Below are 19,663 nucleotides of genomic sequence, written 5' to 3' on the forward strand. Positions count from 1 at the left end.
TCGAACATTTCGCTGTCCGTTCAGTTTTGACGGCTGCCTATGCCAGCACGGTGGCCACGCCGGACACAACGGTCGGACTGCAGGTGAGCATGACCGGGCTGGACGCGGCCACCATCGACACCATTTCAAGCCAGGATCAGGCCAATGACACATTGCTCGCTTTCGTCAACGGCGAGATCATGTCCATCGGCACCGTGACGCCTCTGGGCGGCGGCGTTTACAAACTTTTCCCGTTGCGCGCCAGGTTCAACACCAGCCAGCAGAATCATGCCATCGGTGATGAGGTCTGGTTGATCCGCCGCGATCAATTGAAAGCGCTGACCAATACCAGCTTTGTTGCCGCTCTGACGCGCTACTTCAAACTGCAGCCCAAGACCCTACGCGCGACGGTTGATTTGTCTCTCTGCTCGGCGATCAATTATTCCTTCACTGGCAATGGCCTGGGAGCTGTCGCTGGCCTGGCTCTGACCACTGCAGCATCCCTGCAGACGGATGGATCGATCCTTGCCAAGGTGTTTGCTTCATGGACCGCGTTCACCGATCCCGAAGTCGCGCTCTATGAGGTAGGCATCCAGCCTGCGGGCGGAACGTGGGACAATAAGACGGTTTCGAGCAATACGGCGGATTGGGTTGTACTGCCCAATGTCGTGTACTCTGTCCGCGTGCGCGCCATCTCGATTTATGGTGAGCGGTTCCCGTGGAGCACCACAGCTACGATCACCAGCGCCAAGGACACCACGGCCCCCGGCGTCTGCACCGGCCTGGCTGCGGTCGGAGCACTCCGCGTGATTCAGGTTTCGTGGACAAACCCAACCGACACGGATTTGAATTATATCGAGGTGTGGGAATCCTCCACCAATAACATCAGCGCCGCCGCATTGATAGCCAAAGTTTACACAACCAGCTTCGCTCGCGCCGGTCTCTCGCCTGGCGTCACGCGGTACTATTGGGTGCGTGCTGTCGATACCAGCGGGAACATCGGGACTTATTCTTCCGGAACCACGGCAGGCGTTGCGGGGACAACGCAGTTGACCGGTACCAGCGATCTCGACACCTATGCAGTGCAAAGCCAGAATATCGCGCCTGGAGCCATCACAGGGATCGCCTCCGCTGGGGCGAATGATACAGGTGGCGGTCAACTGAAAACCATCTCCGTTGCTTTAACAACATCTGGCGGTACTGTCCTATTATGGGGTAATCTGAGTGGTAAAGTTCAAGGCTGCTCCTCCGGAGTATCGTTTTCAATAAATTGGAAAGTGAAAGAAACCGGTTCCGGAACCACCATTTACAGTCAGTCAGTTGATTATTGGCCCACTGCGAGCACTCACTTTCCGAATCGCTGCATCGCCCTTGCCTTGGGCAACTTCACCGGCACAAAAACATTTGAGTTCTCTGCCCAGTGCAGTCTTAACTGGGTAACAAGCCCTGCCGTCAGGTTGGATGTCTTTGTGATGGAGATGAAAAAATGAACTACGTGGTGGTTGATTCTCAGGGAAACGTTCTCCGCTCTGGAACTTGCCAAGCCATCGATTTTCAGGCCCAGGCAGGTACAGGCGAGACAGTCATGGAAGGCACGCAAGATCAATACCAGTCCAGTGATGCACAGGGCGACCTGGCTACCATTAAAACCATGCTCAAAGCCCAGGTGGATGCCATCATTGAAACCCGCCGCCAGGCTTTGGTGACACCAGGCACTGTGATGCAGCTCGTTTATGGGATGAAGAAACTCGAAGCCTACGTCCTGAGCACCTTGCCCACCATTCCTGACCAGTCCACAGCCGAGGTCGCATTCCCGTTGCTGGCGAAGGAAGCCGCAGCCAGAGGCATCGCCCTTCAAGACATGGCCGCGCTGGTGGATTCAGCCAATGAAGCTTTCCGAACCGCGATGGCCGATCTGGAGGTTTTGCGCTTCGAAACCAAAGCCGCCATCGACGCTGCAGCCGATGAGGCTGCTGCCCGGACGGCTCTTTCTGCGCTTTTAGGGCCCACTTAAAGCGGCCCTGCGCTTGCCGTGCAGAGACTCTGCAGGGCACGTTCTTTGACAGCTTAGACGGGGTGAAAAGTATCAAACCTCTGTCAAAAAGTACCAAACTCGCCGTCGCGCTACAAATGGCGTTGCAACGGGGCATAACTTCAGTAGTTTTCATGCGGTATGATTGTACGCCGTCCGACATTAACATGGTTCGAATCCCTGTATTTTCCGTCCCTGATTGCGGGACTGGCCATTACATTCAAGCATTGGAGGAAAACGGTGCGGCAGCTTGCTTTTCCAGGAAAAGGCGACAAGCCCCGGACCTTGATGGATTTTTCGGCCACGGGCATGGTGACGATGGAATACCCCGACGAAAAGTGGCCGATGCCCGCAGGCTACCGCGGCGCACCCACGCTCGTGAAAGACGAGGAAGGCCGGGAAAAATGCGTCAGTTGCCAGCTTTGTGAATTTGTTTGTCCGCCGCGGGCGATTAAAATCACACCGGGCGACATCCCGTCCTACAGCCCATTTGCGAAGGTGGAAAAGGCGCCCAAGGAATTTCAAATTGACATGCTCCGCTGCATTTACTGCGGGTTGTGCGAGGAAGTCTGTCCCGAGGAGGCCATTTTTTTGAAGGCGGAATTTCCGATTTTGACGGGATACAACCGGGGCAGCATGGTGAATAACAAGCAAAAGCTTTACGAAATGGGGGGCATCACGCCGCTTCCAATCAAGAAATGGGCTGATAAGTGAGAGCCTGACCGGGCCAGCCGTTTCAACAATTAGATTGACCCGGCTTTCCCACTCCATAATTTTCATCGTTTAAATTTAACGCAATGGAAGCTTTGTTTTTTTGGATATTTGCAGCGGGGCTGATCGTTTCGGCCTGCGCTGTGGTTCTGAACCGGAACCCGGTTGCCTCCGCGCTTTCGCTGGTGGTGGCCTTTGGGTTTCTGGCGGCGCTATTCCTCACATTGGAAGCATTCTTCCTGGCTGTGGTGCAAATCATCGTGTACGCGGGCGCGGTCATGGTGCTGTTTTTGTTCATCATCATGCTGCTGGATATTCAGGCGGCGGCTCGGCGCCCGTTTCCTTATCTGCAACTGGTTTTTGTGGCGGTGGTTTCCGGGGCCTTTGGCTTTATTTTTCTCCGGGTTCTTTCCGGCATGCCCCACACCCAGGAGCCGCTGCATTGGGGCCGGCAACAGGTCGCGTTCGGCGCCAAGGAAGTGGGCAATCTGCTTTTTTCAAAATACATCCTGCCGTTTGAAATCACGGCCGTACTGCTGCTGGTGGCGACCCTGGGTGTCATCCTTCTGAGCAAACGGGAGGTGAAATGAACGCGCTGGCTGAAGTCACCCTGAACCATTACCTGGTTTTGAGCGGCATCCTTTTCACCATCGGCATGGCCGGGGTGATGTTGCGCCGCAGCATTCTGGTGATCTACATGTGCCTGGAACTCATGTTGAATGCGGCCAACCTGGCGCTGGTCGCCTTCAGCCGCTTTGCCGAACATCCCAATCTCAACGGCCACATGATGGTTTTTTTCATCATCACAGTCGCGGCGGCTGAAGTGGCGGTGGGCCTGGCGCTGATCGTCGCATTGTTCCGCCTCCGCCAAACCACCAGCATCAGCGACCTGACCACCCTGAAATTTTAAGCCATGAACTGGATTGTCTTACTTCCCCCCCTGCTGGCCGCCGTTGCCATCACGCTTCTCCTGCACCCGCTCAAAAAAGTGTCCGTCCTGGTTTCCATTCTGGCCTGCGCGGTTTCTTTTGCGGCGGCCCTGAAAATATTTTTTTCCGGGGACGCGGCGCTGATGTCTTCGGTCACCTGGGTCGATCTGCCCGGCCTGCGGGTCGAGATCGGCGGTTCGAGCGACCGGCTTGCCAGCCTCATGCTGTTGGTGGTTTCGGGAGTCGGGCTGTGCATCCACATTTTCGCCTACGGCTACATGGCGGAAGATCCGGGGCTGTCCCGCTTTTTTGCCAAGCTCAGTTTTTTCATGTTTTCCATGCTGGGCATCGTTCTGGCGAACAATCTCATCATGATGTACATTTTCTGGGAACTGGTGGGATTGAGCTCCTATTTCCTGATCGGGTTCTGGTTCCAGCGCCCCAGCGCCGCAGAGGCCGCCAAGAAGGCCTTTATTGTCAACCGCATCGGGGACTTTGGCTTTCTGCTCGGCATCCTCGGAGTCTGGGCGGCATGGCACTCGCTGGATTTTGCCGAGCTTCAAAGCCGCGCATTGCCGGGCAGTGTGGCCGGCTGGAGCGCCACGCTGATTGCGCTGGGATTGTTCATGGGCTGCGTGGGCAAATCCGCCCAGTTGCCGCTGCATGTCTGGCTGCCTGACGCGATGGAAGGCCCGACGCCCGTGTCGGCCTTGATCCACGCAGCCACGATGGTTGCCGCCGGCGTTTATATGCTTTGCCGCGTGTTTTTCATCCTCCAACTGAGCACCCACGCTTTGGCTGTTATTTCGGTGGTAGGTGTTTCAACGGCGGTTTTTGCGGCCGTCATTGCCACGCAGCAGAACGACATCAAGCGCATCCTGGCCTATTCCACGCTGTCCCAGCTTGGGTACATGGTCATGGCCGTCGGGCTTTCGGCGACCACGGCCGCCATGTTTCATCTGACGACGCACGCCTTTTTCAAGGCCCTGCTGTTCCTTGCCGCCGGTTCTCTGATCCACTCGTTGCATCATGAGCAGGACATCTGGAAAATGGGCGGGTTGCGAAAAAAGATGCCGGTGACATTTTGGACGTTTTTAATCGGCACGCTTGCGTTGACGGGTTTTCCGCTGTTGGCTGGATTTTGGAGCAAGGACGCGATTTTGACGGCGGCCTTTCATCAGAACATCGTGATTTTTTCAATGGCGGTTTTTACGGCGGGATTGACGGCCTATTATATGTTCCGCCTCTTCACGGTCGCGTTTTTGGGGTCGCCCCGTTCGGATGTTGTTTCCCATGCCCACGAATCCCCGGCAGTGATGACGATTCCGCTGCTGGTTCTTGCGGTGCTTTCCATTGCGGGCGGCTATCTGGGAATCGAGGAATATCTCAGGCACGGTTCCTTGCCCGGCCATGAAGAGGGGGCGGGGGCGGTGATGGGTCTTTCGGTTGCCGTCTTTACCATCGGAGCGCTGGCCGCGTGGTTGCTGTTCAGGCGTTCCACTGGGGAACCTTTTATAATCACGCTGCTTGCCCGGAAATTTTATATCGACGAGATTTATGATGCGGTTTTTGTCGAGGGGCAGCAGTTGTTGGCCCGTCTTTTCAACTGGTTTGACAAGTGGGTGATCGGCGGGATGCTGGTCCGGGGCACGGCCGTGGCTGGAACCATCACGGGCGAGGTGCTCCGGCTCTTCCAGGGCGGCAGTTTGCAGGCGTATGCCGTCCTTTTCATCCTCGGTGTTATTTTTGTCTGTTACTGGATTTTAATCCGTCCCTTTGTATGAGCCATTTGATCCTTTTCATGTTGTTGTCGCCCTTGGTCGCTTGCGTGGGCATTGTTTGCGGCCTGCCGGAAAAACGCACGGCGATGGCCTCTGTCCTGGCCAATCTCGTTGCGGTGCTGATTCTGGCGTTTGGCTTTCAAACGGGCGCCGGTGGATACCAGTTTGTCAGTTCATTTCCCGCGATCCAACTGCCGGGCTTTTTCAACATCACGTTCAAGGTCGGGGTGGATGGGCTGGCTTTGCCGATGGTTTTGTTGACGTCCCTGGTCTCGACCGCGGCCGTGGCGCTGGCGCCCGAAAACATCCGCCGCCGCCGCGAGTTTTACATCTGCATTTTGCTGGTTGTTTTCGGCGCGCTGGGCGCGTTTTTCTCAATCGACCTGTTCTTCCTTTATGTCTTCCACGAGGTGGCGCTGATTCCGACCTTCCTGCTGATCGGAATCTGGGGCGGTGTGGACCGCAAATTTGCCGCCACCCAGTTGACATTGTATCTGGCTGCGGGGAGCCTCGTGTTGCTGGCGGGGTTGCTGGCCTTTTATTTTGCCCTGCCGGCCGATGCGCGCAGTTTTGACCTGGAGGCGATCCGCCAGACCCTGGCGGCACGGCCATTTTCAAATTCGGCGCAAAGCGTCATTTATCCGCTGCTTCTGGCCGGTTTTGGCATCTTGGTGTCGCTCTTTCCCTTCCACACCTGGGCGCCGGCCGGATATGCGGCGGCCCCGACTCCGGCGGCCATGCTGCATGCGGGCGTGTTGAAAAAATTCGGGCTCTACGGCCTGCTGCGGCTTGCGGTGCCGTTTTTGCCGTTTGGAATGCAGCAATACATGAATGTGCTGCTGTTGTTGTTGCTGGCCAATGTGATTTATGTCGGGCTGGTGACGATCAACCAAAAGGAACTGAATTACATGCTGGGTTATTCCAGCGTCATGCACATGGGCTTTTTGTTTCTCGGGTTGGCGGCCTTGAATGAGATTGGATTGACAGGCCTTGTGCTATTGATGGTGGCCCACGGATTGAGCGTGGCGCTTTTATTCGGACTTTCCGGCGAGATTCGCGCGCGGACCGGTTCGACGCGTTTCAGCGAGTTGGGCGGGTTGGCCCAAAAAACTCCGATCCTGGCATTTTTGTTTATTTTTGCGGGGCTGGCCTCGCTGGGAATGCCCGGCTTGGGCAATTTTTCCGGCGAGATTCTGATTTTTTTCGGAGCCTGGGCGAAATATCCCTATGTGGCGATTCTGGCCGTCTGGGGTGTTGTGATCTCGGCGGTCTATGTGTTGCGGGCTGTTGGCAGCATTTTCTTCGGTGACCTGCTCCCGTCCCTGCACGAGGCCGGGGATGTACTGAAATGGGCGCAACGCTGGCCGTTTGTGCTTTTGTCCGTATCGCTTCTTGTGGTTGGTGTTTATCCGAAATCTCTCATGGTATTTATCAAACCGGCTGTGCAGGCCTTGCTTGGATTATGAAACTGTTACTGATGCCCGAATTTCAACTGCTGCTCTGGGCGGTTTTGCTGCTGATTTTTGAGGCGTACCGCCCGCAGACATCGGCAAAGGTGATTGCGCGACTTGCGATTTTTGGGGCCGCGCTGGTTTTTGCGGGGCTGTTTTGCCCGAAGCTCAATCTCGATGCCGGCTATAGTTGGGAGGGGCTTTACAAGCTCGATTCGCTGGCGGTGTTTTTCAAGGGATTTTTCCTGCTCACCCTGATTGTGGTGTTGTGGATGTCCGGTGAGTTTGTGGAAGAGCTGCCGCTGGCGCGCAACGAATTTCTGATTTTGCCCCTGTTTCCGACGGTGGGCATGATGCTGCTGGCGTCGGCGGTCGATTTCATGACCGTGTTTGTCGCCATCGAACTGGTGACGATCTCGTTCTATATTCTGGTGGCCTATCAAAGGAATAACGCGGCCTCACTCGAGGCCGGCGCGAAATATCTGGTGATCGGCGCCCTGTCCACGGGGTTTCTTGTCTATGGGATCGCCTTTTTGTATGGCAGCGTGGGGAGTACGGCTTTCAGCGATATCCTGGGCGCGCTGGCCGTTTCCGGAAAGAGCATCAATCCGGGGCTTTTATTCGCGATGGTCCTGATTGTGACGGGCCTTGCGTTCAAGGTCTCGGCGGTTCCCTTCCATGTTTGGGCGCCGGATGTGTATCAGGGCGCCCCGACGCCGGTCACGGCGTTTCTGGCGGTGGGGAGCAAGGCTGCTGGCTTTGCGGTGTTGCTGAGGATTTTGGATCTGGACGGATTCAGTCATGCGGCGCTGGTTCCATACTCCAGCTCCCTGCTGGTGGTGCTTGCTGGCGCTACTGTAGTGCTGGGTAATTTTGCCGCCTTGCCGCAGCGCAATATCAAGAGATTGCTGGCTTATTCGAGCATCGGCCATGCGGGGTTTATGTTGATGGCCTTGAGCTGCCATACCGTTCGCGGAGTTGAAGCAGTGTTGATTTATCTGGTGATTTACATGCTGGCGGCCCTGCTGGCGTTTTTCGTCATTACGCTGGTTTCACGGCAGGTGGGGGGAGACGAGCTGTCGAACTATTCCGGATTGTCGCAACGCTCACCGCTGGCGGCTTTTGCCCTGCTTGTGGCTTTTGTTTCCATGGCCGGCATTCCGCCCCTGGCAGGATTTTTGGGGAAATTGGCGGTCTTTGCGGCAGTCTGGGAGACCAGGCGCTATTTCCTGCTGGCCCTGGGTATTATTTCCGCCGCTGCGGGTTTGTATTACTATCTGGGCGTGGTTCGTTCGATGTATTGGAATGAGCCGACCCGCGAGGCGCCGGCTGTTGAACTTTCATTCAGCTCCCAGATCCTGGTATGGTTTCTCACCCTGGCGCTGATCATCCTGGGTTTCTCCCAGATACCTTTGGTGGTAATCATTCGTCAGGCCTTGGGCGGCTTGAGGCACGGGTGAGGGTTCTGGGTTCTTTTGCAAAAAATCAAGCAGTGTCATCCGTTGCCAGAGCATCTTGTATTTACTCCGTCTCACGCCCATGCGTTCCGCCGCGTCGGACGAGAACCCAAACCTTTCAAAAAAAACTGTTTTGAGCGGGAATGAACGGGAGGCCTACCGCAACGCGGTAGCGTCGTTCAGCCCAGGGTTGGCGCGAGTCTGCGAGGGCCTGCCCTGGGTATTTATCAAAATGAGTTTCAACCCGCAACGCGGGTTGCGTCTGTTTTATCAAATCGCCGGAACCGCTTTCAGGGTTCGGGATGATTTTTGATTTTACCCAGGGTAGCTCGTTCTTCGCAACCCTGGGCTGAAAGACGGAACGCCGTTGGCGTTTTAATAAGACGTCATTTGGCGTCGAATGTACCCAGGTGTTTGAGAACATCCGAGCGGAAGGCGTCGATGTGTTTTGTGACGAAATCGGCAACGGACAGCGAGGGCTCGGCGGTCAGAGGTGACAAATCCATGGCCCAGGTGAGGGCTTGCGCCTGATCAGGTAGGTGCGGCTCGGAAAAGGTGGCGTTGGCCATGCGGCGCCCGAGCGCAGCCTGTTCGTAACGTTTGCCGCCGACAATCTGGGATTGGAATACGCGGATGAGCTGGCGGGCGAGGATATCGTTCTGGTCGGCGCGCAACGCAATTTTGAATTTGTCAGGAAGCCAGTCGAGATTGCGCCAGACTTCGCAGCCCAGAACTTGTTTGGGCCGATGCTCCGGCTTAAGTGTTCGCAAGGCGTTGATGCTGCGGATGGCCAGGGCGACATGGGTGTCGTGCTTGTCGGCGGGGTTGTGAAGATAAACCACATCGGGCCTGCAGTGTTGTAGAATGGAAGCCAGATCGCCTGTCGCTTCGCTGAAAGCGGGATCTTTTACCTTTGTGCTGGGATACCCCAGTTGGATGAGCAGGCCGTATTGGCCGATCTCGGCGGCATGGCGCTGCTCGCTCTTTCTGGTCTCCCGCATTTCTTCGTTGCTGCAATTGGTGTAGGGGCCGCTGCGCGGGCTTCCGGCCCCGTCGGTGGCAATAATGGCCGTGAACCAGTTGTCAGGTTTTTCATGGCACTCGGCAATGCCGTGGAAGGCCATGATTTCGGCGTCGTCCTGATGCGCCGCGATGCACAGATGGGTGGTCCGCTCCAATGCTTCTTCCAGCGGGCTTCCGTCCGGGACGTAGATGTCGGCCTTGGCTTGAAGGTTCATCGCGCTCATTTTGTTTCCATGATGTAAACACCGTCCCAGTCCTTGCCGGGAGGATGCCGACTCAATTCATTACAGCGCCTGGCAAACAGGCGGGCGAGCGTATTTTCCGCATCCTGGGAAGATGCGGACTCGAAAAGCTGCAGGGCTTCCTCGAATTTTCCGGTGCGGTAGGCGATCACGCCCTGTTCGTACTGTTCCAACGAGCTTTGTTGTTGAGAGGTGAGGGGTGTTTCGATCCGTCCGAGCACATAAAACGTGTCCACGGGTCTGGATCTGCCCATTGCGCGGATGAGATCGACGGTTTGGAGGTGGAACTTGTTCTTAACCAATGTAGCGACATTTTCTCCGAGGATCAGCGGGATTTTATACTGTTTGGTGACGCCTTCCAGGCGGGAGGCCAGGTTCACGGCGTCGCCGATCACCGTGATGTCCTTGCGCCGGGGGGAGCCCATTTCTCCGGCGAGGACTTCGCCGTGGTTGATGCCGATGCCGATCTCCAAGGGAGGACGTCCTGTTTGGCTCCAGTGGTTATTTAAAGTTTTCAGGGAGTCCAGCATGTCGAGCGCGCAGGAAACGGCATGGGCGGCGTCCTGTTCCGGGCTCAGGCTCCGCACATTGCCCCAGACGGCCATGACGGCATCGCCGATGAATTTGTCGAGGGTGCCCTCGTAGCGAAAGACACATTCCACCATTTCGGTAAAATATTCGTTGAGCTGGGCGACGAGGGCGTGGGAATCGTCGAATTCGCTCATGCGCGTGAAGCTGCGGATGTCGGAAAACAGCATGGTGCAGGGCTTGCGGATTCCGCCGAGGGACTCGGCGAAATCGCCGGAGCCGTCCAGGATTTCTCTTACAACATTGTGTGAGACATATTTTTCAAGGGCGCTGCGGGTTTTGGCTTTTTCCAGCAGGGTGCCCACAAATTCATGCAGCAGGCAGAGCGTCCCGCCGGTGGTGAGTGAAAGCAAGGGGGCTACGACGGGCAACATGCAACTGAATTGGTTATAAATGATCTGGCAAAGGCCGATATAGGCGAGGGAAGAAAACAGCAACAAAAGGAAGCGGGTTACGGGATGTTGGAAATGGAGCAGAATGAGCCAGGCCAGCGCGCCGCCTGCGAGGATCAGAAGTATATCCTGCCAGGGATCTGGTTCCCGGATAAATGCATCTGACAAGGCTGCACCGAGGGTATTCAAGTGCAATTGCGGACCGTACATGAGTCCTGGCATTGGTGTTGTTTTAAGGTCCTGTGACCAGTTGCCTGCGGGGCCGACCATGACAATCTTGTTCCTGAACAAACGCCCGTTTTCATAGTTGGCTGCCCAAAGTTTTGGAACAAAAATTTCATAGATAGGTCTGGGTAGATAGGCGTCGCCGCTGGAACCGGCAAACCGGAAACGGTGTTGCAGCGTATCGGAAGGAATTTTGTCGCCCTTTCCGATTTTGGTTAGAGCTTGGGTAGCCAAAATGGGGAGCGGCTCATCGATGATATCCGTTGAGGCTTGAAACCGTGCGGAGCGGATGACCCCATCGGGTTCGGGCCAGAAATTGGCCAGGCCGACATCGTGCATGGATCGGGATCTGGAACCCGCGATGCTCTCGGAGGGCCAGACCAGATTTTTTTTAATGGTTCCGGTTTCTTCAAGCTCGGAAATGTTGGCTGCCAGGACAGTTTTGCCGGGGTGCCGTTTGAGGGCCTGAGACAGATAATCGTCGCCGGTCCCCGGATCGTGAAAAAGCAGGTCCAAAATAATCACACGGGCGCCGGCATCGGAAAGCTGATCGATCAAGCGGCCCCACACCTCGCGGGACCAGGGCCACCGGGTTGTAATCAGTTGAAGGGAGGGTGAGGCTTTCATTTCCTCTTCGCTGAAATCCCCATCATAGTTGGTTTTGTCAATGCCCAGGAAGACCAGGTTTGGATTTTCCGGTGCCATCGGTCCAATGCGGACCCGCTGGTCATAGGCGTAATATTCGAGTTGTATGAGCGGCAAAAATTTTAGAGGCAAGTTGTGGTCGATCAGCCACTCGCTGGAGACCCACAGGAGCGACCAGAAGACTGCGGAGCCCAGGCAGATTGCCGGCAGAACATATTGGGTGCGCAGCTTCATGAGGCCGGAATCGTAGCGGAAAGAAGCGGCTGGAGACAAGATTTAGCGGAATTTACCGGAGACGCAGGAAAAATTTTAACGCAACTCCGACATCCGTCGCGAGCGGGAGCCGCAATGCGCCTGCGGCGCACGCGAAGGCGCAAGAACATATTTTTTAACACGAAGGAACGAAGGCTAAAACCTTAATTCATTCCCCGCCAATCCTGTTTTCCTTGGCGTTCGTGGCGTGCTTTGCGCGAAACATTGTTTCGCATTCATTTTTTGTGCTCTTTTGCGGGCAAACCTCTGCATTTTCTCTGCCTCTGCGGTCAATTTCCCTTGGGAAAATACTTCCGGGTTGTCATTGACTCGGTAAATAATTTTACCTAATAATCTGTATTAACTTGGGGCTATAATGGGTTTCTTTCTATTTAGAAGGCAGGGGCAGACCGGTCTGGTTTCCGGTTTTTTCATGCTTTTATGCTTCACTTCCGCGCTTGCCGCGGAAGGCATACCGCTTAATCGCGCCACTTTTACCGATGTGGTGAATGATGTGGCGGTTTTGAAGGCCTCCAGCAATGCCCGGATCCCGGTCAAAAAGGATGACCAGGTGTCGGCGCCCGACCTCGTACGCACCGGTGATAAATCGCGCGCGGAGCTGAAGGCGCCTGACAATACGCTTACGCGCATTGGCGCCAATACGGTTCTTTCCTTCAAGCAGGATGGCCGCGGGATCAACCTGGAACAGGGCAGTGTCTTGTTTCATTCCCCCACGGGCAAGGGCGGCGGCACGATCCAGACCGCGGCGGTGACGGCGGCCGTGACGGGCACGACCATTATTGTGGTATGCACGAAAAACGGCGGATTCAAGCTCCTGGTTTTGGAGGGCAAGGGGAAGGCGACCTCAGGAGGTCATTCCGTGACGGTTGGGGCTGGCCAGTTGGTTTTTGTCCTGCCGGGAGCAAAGGGGTTTTCACCCGTATTCAATTACCAACTGATGAACCAAACGCAAAAGTCCGGGCTGGTACACGGATTCAACGGCAAGCTGGCCTCGCAGGATAAAATTGACCATGCCATTGACCAGCAGAACGACCAAATCCTCAACGGGAAAATGGTCGTTACCGATTTGCTGGTGTCGGATGGGGATGCAAGCAACAGTGGCGTGCCGGTTGTGTCGCAGACCACTTTGGAAAACCAGATCGGCGATTCGGCATTTCTTGCGGCGCTGTTTGCGGCTTTCAGCAAGGATATCATGGTGTCCTCCAGCACGCCTTTCCCCCAGGACCAGATTTTCGGGATCAAATTTTTTGCCGGGGCCGAGGTATTTTTAGGTGTCCATGACTCAGGCGGTGGGAATGACAATGATCCCAGCAACCTAGCTCTTGTCGGCCGTAACATTACAGTGCAATCCCCGCTGAATCTGTCCCCGTATGCTGGAGTGGCGAATTTTGTTATCGCATCCAATGGAACGCTGATCCTTCCGGTGTCTCTCTCGATTATTCCGGGACCGAATAATCTAACATTCTTTGGCAAGACGGCCGTGAACGGTGGCTCGATGAACTATCCTGGTGGCATTGATCTGGAGGGCGGCCAGGTCAACATGCCGTCAGGATCCACACTTCAAGGCAATTCGCCAAATGGGAACCACGGCGTGGGAATTCGCTCCTACAGCGACCTGAATTTGAACAATGTGAATCTGATCAATTCGAACCCAACCGGTTTTGTCGAAGCCGAAACCGAAGGGAACCTGACAATGAACGGAGGTTCCATGGTTGGGGCCACCTCGAGCATGAGCGGAGGAATTCAAGCGCGCTCAGGACTGGATATGAACATTGTCGGCACCACGTTTTCCTCCAATTACACGGAATTTGATTCCGGTGGAAGCGCAACCCTGAGCAGTCCGACTTTTACGGGGCCTACGGGTTACACCACGCAATTTTACGCTGGTGGATCCCTGACCGTGACCAGCCCGAACTTTTCGGGGAGTGCGGGTTATATCCGCATGGACGCCACGAAAATCATCCTCAACAACGTAAATTTTCCGACCAGTGCGAACGTGGATCTTTTTACACAGACTGGCAATTGGAGTACGATCAGTGCGGTGCCGGGCGGAGTTTATTTAAACAATTGCACGTATGGCACTCTCATCACCGGCAGTGGAACCGCAGGGGTGGTGGCCACAGCGGGTGGCAATCAGCTTCAAAGCTTGCATCACTAGAAAAACCAAGGGCATGAAACATTCTTTTTTGGGATTGGTTTTCTTCTGTGCAGCGGCAGGCCTGCTCCAGGCGCAGAACCAGTCTGCCATTCAGCAGTATCAAAACACCCAACAGCAGCAGGAGCAGTTTAACAAAATCGACGCCACGCAGAAGGGCGAAAAGGATAAGGAAGCCGCCCCCGAGTTGTATCCCGGCGAAAACAAGGATGTGGGCCCGCAACTGCTGGTTCGGGCCGTGCCCCGGCGCCAATGGATTGAGGCCACGGCGGATTCCCAGTATTACTACACCTCCAACGTGTTTTTGGCCAAAGAGACTGCGCCGGGTTCCCGTAGTGACACCGGCGTGATGGTCAGTACGGCCCAGGTGGCGCTTGCGCCCGATCCCTTTGATCTCTGGGGCGGGAAGGTTTCACCGCGGATCGGCTTCCGTTACCAATGGTATAACTACGGAATGGACAGGAACGACAACCAGGATTTGCCCAACGGATTGAATTCCCTGGATTTTGACGCCCAGACCGCTTTTGCCGACGTGCGCTACCAGTTTTTGAAGGATTGGATTTTCACCATGGGCGCTGATTTTACGCGTCTGGTCAGCCATGAACCGCCCTTGAAGGATTACCATGAGTTCTACAAGGAAGCGGTGCCGCATTTCGGATTGGAACGTTTGTTTACGGTGAGCGACAACTCGGCGGTGTCGCTGGCTTATACCAATTACATTCATATCACCGATTCCACCCCCGCCGCTCCCTCCTCCTACAGCAACAACCGGATGGAGAATGCCGTCACCCTGTCCTACACGCAGCAGGTGATTGAACACTTGATTCTCCAGCCTTATTTCCGTTTTCAATACGATAATTATATCAGCAGCAGCGGCCCCGGCAGCAATGGTTCCCGCATGGATCTGGGTTATAGCACGGGATTGACTGCGGCCTATTATTTCAACAACTGGGCCTCCATTCGCAGCTTTTTCACATACGACACCCGCGCCACCCATGGGCTTACCAACAGCTCGATCTACGACTATGAGGTCTATAACGGCGGCGTCGGAGCTGATATGACGTTCCGATTCTAAAAGGTAAGATTGTAGGAAGTAAGAGGTAAGAAGTCGGGGGAAAATGGGATCTGCAGGCATTTGCGCTATCTGCGGTTCAATTCAAGTTCTAAGCGTTTTTTGCACAGTTTGTGTTTTCACGCTTGCGATTTATATCGCGAGTTCGCGGCAAAAATCCGTGTTTATCCGTGTCCATCCGTGGTTCAAATGTTTTGGTTTTAAGAGTTGGAGTTAGAGTGTGAGTTCGAGTTTCGTACTTAAACCTTCGTGCCTTCGTGTGAGATACTCCGTTTTCTCATCGCCGCGAAATGTGTTTTCAGTGTTGTGCCCTGACACGCGCTGTTCTAGCTTTTCGTGATGCTGCGGTCCCTGCGGATCAAAAACCTGGCCCTGATTGACGACCTGACCTGGGAGCTGGAATCCGGATTGAACATCCTTTCCGGCGAAACCGGCGCCGGTAAATCCATCCTCATCGACGCCTTCAATCTGCTCCTTGGCGAGCGTGCGGACAAAAGTCTCGTCCGTGACGGCGCCGAGGAATGCATGGTCGAGGGCCGGATCGAAAATGCGGGCCACCTCGATCCCATCCTGGAAGATAGCGGATTGGAACTTGGTCAGGATGGTGAGCTTTACCTGAAGCGCACGTTCAGCGCGTCGAAGCCGGGGCGGCAGTTCATCAACGGCAGCCCGGCGCCGCTTCAGGTCTTGAAAAAAATCGGCGATGTCCTGGCTGATATGCACGGCCCGCACGACCATCAATCCCTCCTCTCCAACGACAGCCAGCTCGAAGCGCTGGATGCGTACGGCGGGTTGAGTAATGTGCGGACCGAGTATTCCAAGCGTTACCGTGAATATCAAAAACTGCGCGCCGAATTGCAGGAGCTGAACAACACCCCGGCAGGTGACTTGCAGCAACAACTGGATTTTCTCGACCAGCAAATCAGCGAAATTCGCGATGCCAAACTCAGCGCATCGGAGGAGGAGGAACTCGAGCGGGATTATCGTGTGGGCAGCAACAGCCGAAGGATTTTGGAACTGGCCGGTTCGGCGCAGGGAATTTTAAATGAAGGTGAAAGCAATGTGGTTTCGCTGCTCGCGCAGGTGCAGAAATATCTGGTCGAGTGGGAAAACTTGGACCCCAAAGTGGCGGCCCTGGCCGAGTTGAACGCGGGAGTCTCGGCGCAGCTTCAGGATCTGGCGCGGGAGTTGCAGGAACTCGCCGAAGCGACGGAACTGGATGCCGAACGCCTGCGTCAAATCGAGGAGCGGTTGAATCTGGTTCAAAGTTTGAAGCGCAAGTATGGGCCGAATGTGCCTGCCATTTTGGAGAAGCTGGAGGCGCTGGAGCAGAAGCGGGAATCCCTGTCGAATCGCGAGGAGTATGCGCGCAAGTTGAAAGAGCGGATTGCGGCGGAGGACAAGGCGTTGTTGAAAATGGCCGGAGAATTGAGCAAGCAGCGCAATGAAGCGGCCCCCAAGCTTGCGCGGGAAATTTCAAAGCAACTCAAGGAACTCGGTTTCAAACAAGCGGGGCTCAGCATTGTGCTGCAAGCTTTGGAGGTATTGGGGAAGGACGGCCTCGACCGGGTTGAATTTTCCTTTGCGCCCAACCCGGGCGAATCCGCCAAACCGCTGAAAGCCATCGCGTCCAGCGGCGAAATGGCGCGTGTCATGCTGGCGATCAAGAGCGTGTTGGCCGAGCGGGACTCGATTCCGATTCTGATTTTCGATGAAGTGGATGCAAATGTCGGCGGCGAAACGGCCCTGGCGGTTGGGAAACGGTTGCGCGAGCTGTCGAAAGCCCATCAAGTGCTTTGCATCACGCATTTGCCGCAGGTGGCGGCGGCCGGGCACAGCCATTTCCGGGTGCAGAAGGACATTGTCAAGGGGCGGACCATTACGCTGCTGGAAACGTTGAATGGAAAACAACGGATCGAGGAGCTGGCCCGGATGCTGGGGGACAAAGGCGCCACGGCGCAAAGCCTGGCGGAGTCGCTGCTGAAACAGTTTCAGGCATAGCCACGATCCAGAATTCACCGTAGAGAAGCCGAGAACGCAGAGTGGGAATTCTCGCGCAAAGACGCCAAGTTTTAACGGCACAAAATTCCAACTCACACTCCAACTTTAACTCTTAAAACCAATACATTTTAAATCACTCCGACATACGTTAGTGGGCCCCTTCAGGACTTGAGGTTTTACACTATTCGTATTCCTGGGGTGTCTACTCGCGACGGATGTCGGAGTTGCCCCAGGCTGGTATAGGTCGCACCTTCGGCGCTTCTCCGCGAGTGAAGGTGGTTTGTCACCGCATTCCACATCCGTGTGTGCCTGTTCGCGACGCATGCCGGAGACCGGTTTCTGAATTCTTAATTCTGACTTCTGAATTCAGAATTTTACCCGGTGTCACGCCTCATGATGTTTTGAAAAAAGAAAGCGCCGGGCCATCAGGCGGCAGTTCAGCCGGACGACGAGTGCTGAATCCCGGACATAACGGAAATGCGAGGGGCTTTTGGTATGATAGAGCACTTCAATCGGGACGTGAATGACGGGAATGCCCTTCCAGCAGAGCTTGATCAGCGCCTCGGATTCGAAATCGTATTTCATCGCCCCCAGCGAAAGAATGGAAACGGCATGGAGTGGATAGGCCCGGAAGCCGCTTTGGGAATCCTGGATCCAGCGTCCAGTTATCACCCAGGTCCAGAAATTGGAGTTGAAACGGAGCAGCCGGCTTTTGAACTGCGGCCCGGCGCCCCTGAGATTCCGGTTCCCGATGACCAATGCGTCCGGTGATGCCTGGAGGGCCTCGATGAATTTGGATAAATCCTCGGGGCGATGCTGCCCGTCGCTGTCGAGGCTGATCGCATGGGTGTACCCGAGTTTGACGGCCAGTTTCAGGCCGGCTCGGAGGGCGGCGCCTTTTCCGTAATTGGCCGTGTGGCGCAACTGGGTGATCGCCGGAAAGCGGTCCAGAATGCCCTGGGTTCCATCCGTGGAGCCGTCATTGACCACGATGATGTCTGAAGTTTGCTTCAGGACGCCGCGCAGGACGCCGTCCAGTGTCGGGGCATTGTTGTAGGTCGGTGCCAGGACGCAATACCTGGCCTTTTGAGGAGTCATGGGAAGCTTGGAGCAGAAATCATACCGGAATACCCAACAGGGTCAGGTTTCCATGACATCGCCCAGTTCGATCCCGAGATTTTTTGCGAGGCGCATGGCGTCCGCCGGCAGATTTTTCTTTCTTCCCAGGATCTCGTCGAAGTCGCGCAGGTTCATCTTGCCATTGACCAGCGAGACCATGGAGCCGGTTTCCCCGTGCATGAGCGCCAGCACGCCAAATTCACCCATGCGGGTGCCGAGCAGGCGGTCGAAGTGTGTGGGCGCTCCGCCGCGCTGCACATGGCCGAGGACCGTGAGCCGTATTTCCTGGTTCAGTTTTTTTTCGCCCTCGGTCTTGAGTTTGTTCAGCAGTTCCTGGCCCGAGCAGGCGCCTTCCGCCACGACGATCGTGCTGTTGTTGTGGCGGCGCTCCCTGCGGCGTGTCAGGGCTTCGACAACGGAGTTCATGTTGTAACGATACTCCGGAATGATCGCCACTTGGGAGCCTGTGGAGATGGTGCTCATGAGCGCAAGATAACCCGAGCCGCGTCCCATGACTTCGATGATAAAACAGCGGCGATGCGAGGCGGCTGTGGCCTTGATCATGTCGATCATCGTGATGATGGTGTTCAGAGCGGTATCGACGCCCAGCGAAATATCCGTGCCGTGCAAATCGTTGTCGATGGTGCCGGGGATGCCGAGGACGGGGTAGCCGAGTTTGTGGATGATGTGGGCGCCGCTGAGCGATCCGTCCCCGCCGCAGACAATGAGTCCGTCGATCTTGTTTTCGCGCAGAATCTGGATGGCTTCCTGGGGTCCGTTATGTTCCATCATGCGCTGGCAGCGGCTGGTGGCCAGAAACGTGCCAGCATCCCGGATTTTGCCGCTGACTTCGAGGACGCCCAGAGGAACAAATTCATGGTCAAAGATGCCCTGATACCCGTTTTCGATGCCGACGACTTCCATGCCGTTGTTCAGGCCGGTCCGGGTCACCGACCGGATCACGGGGTTCATTCCGGGCGAGTCGCCGCCCGAAGTCAAAATGGCAAGACGTTTGATCATGGCACACGTTAATATAAAGAGTTGCATGTGTTTGCAACCTGTTTTGTTCAGGGAAATGCCTTGTCTCACACGAAGCCACGAAGGGGAAGAAAAGGGGTTTCCGGATTCTAAAACTTTTTAAGTGTCCAAACTCAACTTGCTTCCAAGCGAGTTCACAGTTAATAGGCAGGTGTTCTGGGTGATCTTCAAAAGTGAAAGACCGGTTTCGGTGAGTTTAAAATATATAATCCTGCTCTCATTTTTTGCAATTGTAGGACTGCTTTTCATTGCATTGGGGATTCATGACATCTTGTTGGGTCGGAATTCAACCCAATCGCCTTTTGTTGATGGCGTTATAACAGATTCTCGCATTGTTCGGGAGCCTACTGGTCGGAATAGGATCATCTTATGTTCCGATCATTGTGTATTTATATCAGGTTGATTCCATTCAATACAAAGGCTCTAAGATCGATTTTTGGGCAGGATATTCTTCACAGTCAGATTGGCTGCCAGGAATAATAACCAAAAAATATCCCGCTCATTCAAAAGTCAAAGTTTTCCATGATCCAAAAAATCCGAAAACTTCTGT

The 19,663-nt window shown here is 55.2% G+C and carries 16 protein-coding genes; 12 read left to right on the forward strand and 4 right to left on the reverse strand.

Annotation, left to right across the window (positions count from 1 at the left end; translation table 11 throughout):
• The 9 genes from PHD76_11050 to PHD76_11090 form a co-directional block, all read left to right on the forward strand.
• The coding region (locus PHD76_11050; GenBank protein ID MDD5262370.1) for a hypothetical protein at positions 1–1,469 on the forward strand (1,469 nt) is incomplete at its 5' end.
• The gene (locus PHD76_11055; protein ID MDD5262371.1) at positions 1,466–1,993 is read left to right on the forward strand and encodes a hypothetical protein; all 528 of its coding nucleotides are present in this window, start codon (positions 1,466–1,468) and stop codon (positions 1,991–1,993) included. The genes PHD76_11050 and PHD76_11055, both read left to right, overlap by 4 nt.
• Before the next feature lie 159 nt (positions 1,994–2,152).
• Complete coding sequence (locus PHD76_11060; GenBank protein ID MDD5262372.1) at positions 2,153–2,725, forward strand: NADH-quinone oxidoreductase subunit I; 573 nt, start codon at positions 2,153–2,155, stop codon at positions 2,723–2,725.
• Between the two features lie 83 nt (positions 2,726–2,808).
• Positions 2,809–3,312: an NADH-quinone oxidoreductase subunit J gene (locus tag PHD76_11065; protein ID MDD5262373.1), complete on the forward strand. Its 504-nt coding sequence runs from the start codon at positions 2,809–2,811 to the stop codon at positions 3,310–3,312.
• Positions 3,309–3,632 carry an NADH-quinone oxidoreductase subunit NuoK gene (gene nuoK / locus PHD76_11070; GenBank protein MDD5262374.1) on the forward strand — a complete coding sequence of 108 codons (324 nt, stop codon included), beginning with the start codon at positions 3,309–3,311 and terminating at the stop codon, positions 3,630–3,632. The genes PHD76_11065 and nuoK overlap by 4 nt, the downstream gene beginning before the upstream one ends.
• A 3-nt stretch (positions 3,633–3,635) precedes the next feature.
• Positions 3,636–5,435 carry an NADH-quinone oxidoreductase subunit L gene (gene nuoL / locus PHD76_11075; GenBank protein ID MDD5262375.1) on the forward strand — a complete coding sequence of 600 codons (1,800 nt, stop codon included), beginning with the start codon at positions 3,636–3,638 and terminating at the stop codon, positions 5,433–5,435.
• Complete coding sequence (locus tag PHD76_11080) at positions 5,432–6,898, forward strand: NADH-quinone oxidoreductase subunit M (GenBank protein MDD5262376.1); 1,467 nt, start codon at positions 5,432–5,434, stop codon at positions 6,896–6,898. Before nuoL ends, PHD76_11080 begins: the two co-directional genes overlap by 4 nt.
• Entirely contained in the window at positions 6,895–8,343 is a 1,449-nt protein-coding gene (locus PHD76_11085; GenBank protein ID MDD5262377.1) for an NADH-quinone oxidoreductase subunit N, read from the forward strand. Before PHD76_11080 ends, PHD76_11085 begins: the two co-directional genes overlap by 4 nt.
• Positions 8,344–8,473: 130 nt before the next feature.
• On the forward strand, positions 8,474–8,653 hold the full coding sequence (locus PHD76_11090) for a hypothetical protein (protein ID MDD5262378.1): 180 nt from the start codon (positions 8,474–8,476) through the stop codon (positions 8,651–8,653).
• A 73-nt stretch (positions 8,654–8,726) separates the two neighbouring features.
• Here the strand turns inward: PHD76_11090 and PHD76_11095 are convergent, their stop codons facing one another.
• Both PHD76_11095 and PHD76_11100 read right to left on the reverse strand, forming a co-directional pair.
• Positions 8,727–9,578: a PIG-L family deacetylase gene (locus tag PHD76_11095; GenBank protein ID MDD5262379.1), complete on the reverse strand. Its 852-nt coding sequence runs from the start codon at positions 9,576–9,578 to the stop codon at positions 8,727–8,729.
• Between the two features lie 5 nt (positions 9,579–9,583).
• On the reverse strand, positions 9,584–11,689 hold the full coding sequence (locus PHD76_11100; GenBank protein ID MDD5262380.1) for an adenylate/guanylate cyclase domain-containing protein: 2,106 nt from the start codon (positions 11,687–11,689) through the stop codon (positions 9,584–9,586).
• Between the two features lie 451 nt (positions 11,690–12,140).
• Here PHD76_11100 and PHD76_11105 point away from each other — a divergent pair, with 451 nt between their 5' ends.
• The 3 genes from PHD76_11105 to recN all read left to right on the forward strand — a co-directional run bounded on the left by PHD76_11105 (position 12,141) and on the right by recN (position 16,956).
• Positions 12,141–13,886 (forward strand): FecR domain-containing protein, encoded by a 1,746-nt coding sequence (locus tag PHD76_11105; GenBank protein MDD5262381.1) that lies wholly within the window; start codon positions 12,141–12,143, stop codon positions 13,884–13,886.
• A gap of 13 nt (positions 13,887–13,899) precedes the next feature.
• The gene (locus PHD76_11110) at positions 13,900–14,958 is read left to right on the forward strand and encodes a hypothetical protein (protein MDD5262382.1); all 1,059 of its coding nucleotides are present in this window, start codon (positions 13,900–13,902) and stop codon (positions 14,956–14,958) included.
• Positions 14,959–15,294: 336 nt separating this feature from the next.
• Positions 15,295–16,956 (forward strand): DNA repair protein RecN, encoded by a 1,662-nt coding sequence (gene recN, locus PHD76_11115; protein ID MDD5262383.1) that lies wholly within the window; start codon positions 15,295–15,297, stop codon positions 16,954–16,956.
• A 384-nt stretch (positions 16,957–17,340) separates the two neighbouring features.
• Here recN and PHD76_11120 read toward each other — a convergent pair whose 3' ends face one another.
• Both PHD76_11120 and PHD76_11125 read right to left on the reverse strand, forming a co-directional pair.
• Positions 17,341–18,054 carry a glycosyltransferase family 2 protein gene (locus PHD76_11120; GenBank protein ID MDD5262384.1) on the reverse strand — a complete coding sequence of 238 codons (714 nt, stop codon included), beginning with the start codon at positions 18,052–18,054 and terminating at the stop codon, positions 17,341–17,343.
• Positions 18,055–18,096: 42 nt separating this feature from the next.
• A complete protein-coding gene (locus PHD76_11125; GenBank protein ID MDD5262385.1) occupies positions 18,097–19,095 on the reverse strand; it encodes an ATP-dependent 6-phosphofructokinase in 999 nt (332 codons plus the stop codon).
• Between the last annotated feature and the right edge of the window lie 568 nt (positions 19,096–19,663).

This window comes from Candidatus Methylacidiphilales bacterium, from assembly GCA_028713655.1.
Taxonomy (GTDB): domain Bacteria; phylum Verrucomicrobiota; class Verrucomicrobiia; order Methylacidiphilales; family JAAUTS01; genus JAQTNW01.

What these genes read in the sequence shown, in the direction of transcription:
- PHD76_11055 (MDD5262371.1), top strand. Translation starts at nt 1,466, where the DNA reads ATGAACTACGTGGTGGTTGATTCTCAGGGAAACGTTCTCCGCTCTGGA.
- PHD76_11060 (MDD5262372.1), top strand. Translation starts at nt 2,153, where the DNA reads ATGATTGTACGCCGTCCGACATTAACATGGTTCGAATCCCTGTATTTT.
- PHD76_11065 (MDD5262373.1), top strand. Translation starts at nt 2,809, where the DNA reads ATGGAAGCTTTGTTTTTTTGGATATTTGCAGCGGGGCTGATCGTTTCG.
- nuoK (MDD5262374.1), top strand. Translation starts at nt 3,309, where the DNA reads ATGAACGCGCTGGCTGAAGTCACCCTGAACCATTACCTGGTTTTGAGC.
- nuoL (MDD5262375.1), top strand. Translation starts at nt 3,636, where the DNA reads ATGAACTGGATTGTCTTACTTCCCCCCCTGCTGGCCGCCGTTGCCATC.
- PHD76_11080 (MDD5262376.1), top strand. Translation starts at nt 5,432, where the DNA reads ATGAGCCATTTGATCCTTTTCATGTTGTTGTCGCCCTTGGTCGCTTGC.
- PHD76_11085 (MDD5262377.1), top strand. Translation starts at nt 6,895, where the DNA reads ATGAAACTGTTACTGATGCCCGAATTTCAACTGCTGCTCTGGGCGGTT.
- PHD76_11095 (MDD5262379.1), bottom strand. Translation starts at nt 9,578, where the DNA reads ATGAACCTTCAAGCCAAGGCCGACATCTACGTCCCGGACGGAAGCCCG.
- PHD76_11100 (MDD5262380.1), bottom strand. Translation starts at nt 11,689, where the DNA reads ATGAAGCTGCGCACCCAATATGTTCTGCCGGCAATCTGCCTGGGCTCC.
- PHD76_11105 (MDD5262381.1), top strand. Translation starts at nt 12,141, where the DNA reads ATGCTTTTATGCTTCACTTCCGCGCTTGCCGCGGAAGGCATACCGCTT.
- PHD76_11110 (MDD5262382.1), top strand. Translation starts at nt 13,900, where the DNA reads ATGAAACATTCTTTTTTGGGATTGGTTTTCTTCTGTGCAGCGGCAGGC.
- recN (MDD5262383.1), top strand. Translation starts at nt 15,295, where the DNA reads ATGCTGCGGTCCCTGCGGATCAAAAACCTGGCCCTGATTGACGACCTG.
- PHD76_11120 (MDD5262384.1), bottom strand. Translation starts at nt 18,054, where the DNA reads ATGACTCCTCAAAAGGCCAGGTATTGCGTCCTGGCACCGACCTACAAC.
- PHD76_11125 (MDD5262385.1), bottom strand. Translation starts at nt 19,095, where the DNA reads ATGATCAAACGTCTTGCCATTTTGACTTCGGGCGGCGACTCGCCCGGA.